Source organism: Caballeronia sp. (genome assembly GCF_028292365.1).
Classification (GTDB): Bacteria; Pseudomonadota; Gammaproteobacteria; order Burkholderiales; family Burkholderiaceae; genus Caballeronia.
The window spans coordinates 1-3,753 of record NZ_JAQGMM010000612.1; the positions used below are offsets into that span (position 1 = coordinate 1).

Below are 3,753 nucleotides of genomic sequence, written 5' to 3' on the forward strand. Positions count from 1 at the left end.
ATGACCGACGCGCACGTGAGTACCGACTACCGCCAGCATCTCGCCGGCGTCCTGACCGAAAGAGCGCTGAAGACAGCGTTCTCGCGCTTTGCAGGACATACAGCAAGACAATCATAGAGTGACAAAAAAGGAGATGGACATGGAGACTCGTACCGTCAAAGTCGTCGTGAACGGCACCGCTTACGAGCGCGAGGTCGAACCGCGCCTCATGCTCGGTGACTTCCTGCGTCACCACCTCTACCTCACCGGCACGCACTACGGTTGCGAGCACGGCGTATGCGGTGCCTGTACCGTGCTGTTGGAAGGCCGCACTGCGCGCGCCTGCCTGACGCTCGCGGCCCAGGTCAACGGCTGCTCGCTGACCACCGTCGAAGGACTTGCTCACGCGGATGGCACGCTCAACGAACTGCAAAAAGCCTTTACCGAAACGCACGCGTTGCAATGCGGGTTCTGTACGCCTGGCATGCTGATGACGCTGACCGAACTGCTGAACGAAACGGATGCGCCAACCGAAGCCGAGATTCGCGAAGCGATCACGGGCAACCTGTGCCGCTGCACGGGCTACCAGCCGATCGTCGCGGCTGCCCTGCTCGCCGCGCAGCGCATCCGCGATCAGCGTGCCGCTATACCGACGGCACAAGCTACGGAGTAACACGATGGAAATATCCGACCTGAAAGGTGCCCCCACCGACCAGCGCTACATCGGCAAGCGCGTCCTGCGTACCGAAGACAAGAAGCTGCTGCAAGGCCAGGGTTCCTACGTGGACGACGTGCACCTGCCAAACATGTTGCAGGCCGCGGTGCTGCGCAGCCCGCACGCGCACGCGAAGATCGTCTCGATCGACTGCACGGCAGCCCGCGAACTCAAGGGCGTGCATGCGGTCTACACGCACGCGGACTTGACCGGCCGCGCACGCGGCCGCGCGCCGTCGATGTTGCCGAACCCGGCGATCCGCTTCGAGCGCACCCAGGAACTGCTCACCTCGACGGAAGTCACGTTCGCGGGCGAAGCGGTGGCGTTCGTCGTCGCGGACAACCGCTATATCGCGGAAGATGCCTGCGGCCTGATCGAGATCGAGTACGACACGCTGCCCGCCGTCGCCGAGTGCCGTGACGGACTGCGCGCCGAGTCGCCGCTCTGTCACACCGACGCGAAAGACAACGTCGTCGCGCATATCGACATGGGTTTTGGTGACATCGACGCAGCCTTCAACAATGCGCCGCATGTCGTCGAGGAAACGTACTGGCAAAACCGCGGGTCCGCGCATCCGATGGAGACGCGCGGTTATCTCGCCGAATATCACCCGACCAACGGCGAGTTGACAGTCTGGTCGTCAGGTCAGGCGCCGCACCACGAGAAGAAGAACCTCGTCGAGCTGCTCGAGTGGGATGCCGAGAAGCTGCGCGTGCTGATGAATGACGTCGGCGGCGGCTTCGGTCCGAAGCTGCCGTTCTATCCCGAAGAGGCACTCGTCGCGATCGCGGCGGTCGCGCTCAAGCGTCCTGTCAAATGGATCGAGGACCGGCGCGAGCATTTCCTCGCAGTCACGCAGGAGCGCGACCAGTGGTGGACCGTACGAATGGCGCTCGAAAACGACGGCAAGATCCGCGGCGTGAAGCTCGAGATGGTGCACGACAACGGCGCGTTCCTGCCGTGGGGCATCATCACGCCATACATCTCCATCACGACGACGCCCGGCCCGTACGTGATCCCCGCGATGGCCGCAAAGCTCGACGTCGTCTACACGAACAAGTGCGCAACCTCGCCAGTACGCGGTGCAGGCCGTCCTCAGGCGGTGTTTGCCATGGAGCGGATTCTCGACAAGGCCGCGCGCACACTCGGCATGGACCGCGCGGAGCTGCGCTGGCGCAACCTGATCCAGCCGGAGCAGATGCCGTATGACGCGGGCTTCATCTATCGCGACGGCAGCCCGCTGCGTTACGACAGCGGCGACTATCCGGCCTGTCAAAAAGCAGCGCTCGAGCGCGCGAACTACGCGAGCTTTGCCGCGCGCAAGGCCGAGGCACGCCGCCAGGGCCGCTTCGTTGGCATCGGCATGGCGAGCTTCGTCGAAGGCACGGGCATGGGCCCGTTCGAGGGCGCAACAGTGCGCGTGCAAGCGAACGGCCGCATCGTCGTGATCACCGGCGCATCGCCGCAAGGTCAGGGCCACAAGACGACCTTTGCGCAGATCTGCGCCGAGCAACTGAACGTGCCCCTTGAAACGATCGACGTCGTTACCGGCGACACCGGCGGCATCTCGATGGGCGTCGGTACGTTCGCGAGCCGCGTGACGGTCAATGCCGGCAACTCGGTCTACATCGCCGCCCAGGCCGTGGGCGAGAAGATGCTCACGCTCGCTGCCCACCTGTGGAAGTGCGAAACCGCCGAACTCGTACTCGTCGAGGGCCACGTGGCGCGCCGCTCGGGCATCGAACAGCGCATGAGCTACGGCGAGCTCGCGAAGATCTCGCAGGGCATGCCGGGCTTCACGATGCCGAAGGGCCTCACCGCCGGCCTCGAGGAGACGAAATACTTCTCGCCCGCGCAGTCGACGTACTGCAACGGCACTGCCGTCGTCGAACTCGAAGTCGATCGCGAGACCGGCCACATCACGATCCTCAACTACGTGATGGCGCACGACTCGGGCAAGCTCATCAATCCGATGATCGTCGACGGCCAGATCATCGGCTCGGTTGCGCACGGCATTGGCAACGCGACGCTCGAATGGATGCAGTACGACGAGAACGCGCAGCCGACCACGACGAACTTCGGCGAATACCTGCTGCCGATGGCAACCGACGTGCCGAACATCGACATCGTGCACCTCGAAACGCCGTCGCCGCTGAACCCGCTCGGCGTCAAGGGCGCGGGCGAAGGCGGCACGATTCCGGCTGCCGCGGCAATCGTCGGGGCGATCGAAGACGCACTCTCCGAATACGGTGTCGAATTCACCGAAGCACCGCTCGTGCCGCAGCGTGTGTTCCAGAAACTCAAAGAGGCCGGCGCCTACGCGCGCTGACCTGCGCGGGCGCTCGCTCATCGCGGACGCCCATCCCCCTGTTTTCATTGTTTGGACCTTTTCTCCATGACGACCGAATTCACCGCAGCGCTCCACGATTCCGAATACCGGATCACCCTTGGCCAGCCGGACCTGGGCAACACGCTGACGCTCGACGCAATGCGTGCGCTCGCCGCCGAGATCCGCAAGGCCGGCCGCGACAGCGCCGTGAAAATCATCCGGATCCGCGCGTCCGGTCCCGCGTTCTGCCGCGGCCGCGCGGTCGGTGCACCGCCCTCCACCGCGCCAACAGCCGCGCAGTTCCGTCGCAACGTGGCCGATCCGATTCTCGACGTCTACCGCGCGATGCACGAAAGCGAAGTGCCGCTCCTCGCCGAAGTGCAAGGCGATGCGGAAGGTTTTGGCTGTGCGCTCGTCACCGCTTGCGACATGGCCGTCGCCTCGGACAGCGCACGCTTCAACCTCCCCGAGTTGCAGAAAAACCTGCCGCCGACGCTCGTGCTGTCCGTGCTGCGCCACAAGGTGCCGCCGAAGGCGTCCGCGCACATGGTCTACCTGACGGAGACCATCGACGCCGCGAATGCGCGCGAGTGGGGCATCGTTGCCGAAGTCGTGCCGGCTGCGGCCTTAAGCGAACGCGCGGACGCGATGGTCGCCTCGATCTGCACGCGCGACCGGATCGCCATCGCGGCGCTGAAGACGTACTTCCGCGAGATCACGATTCCCGACT

The 3,753-nt window shown here is 64.7% G+C and carries 3 protein-coding genes; all 3 read left to right on the top strand.

Annotation, left to right across the window (positions count from 1 at the left end; all coding sequences use genetic code 11):
- The first annotated feature begins 139 nt into the window (after positions 1-139).
- Positions 140-652 carry a (2Fe-2S)-binding protein gene (locus JWR14_RS35895; RefSeq protein ID WP_299719035.1) on the top strand — a complete coding sequence of 171 codons (513 nt, stop codon included), beginning with the start codon at positions 140-142 and terminating at the stop codon, positions 650-652.
- Between the two features lie 4 nt (positions 653-656).
- Positions 657-3,023, top strand: a complete 2,367-nt coding sequence (locus JWR14_RS35900; protein ID WP_299719037.1) for a xanthine dehydrogenase family protein molybdopterin-binding subunit — start codon at positions 657-659, stop codon at positions 3,021-3,023.
- A 66-nt stretch (positions 3,024-3,089) separates the two neighbouring features.
- Positions 3,090-3,753: enoyl-CoA hydratase/isomerase family protein (locus tag JWR14_RS35905; protein ID WP_299719039.1), on the top strand; the 664-nt coding region annotated here is incomplete at its 3' end.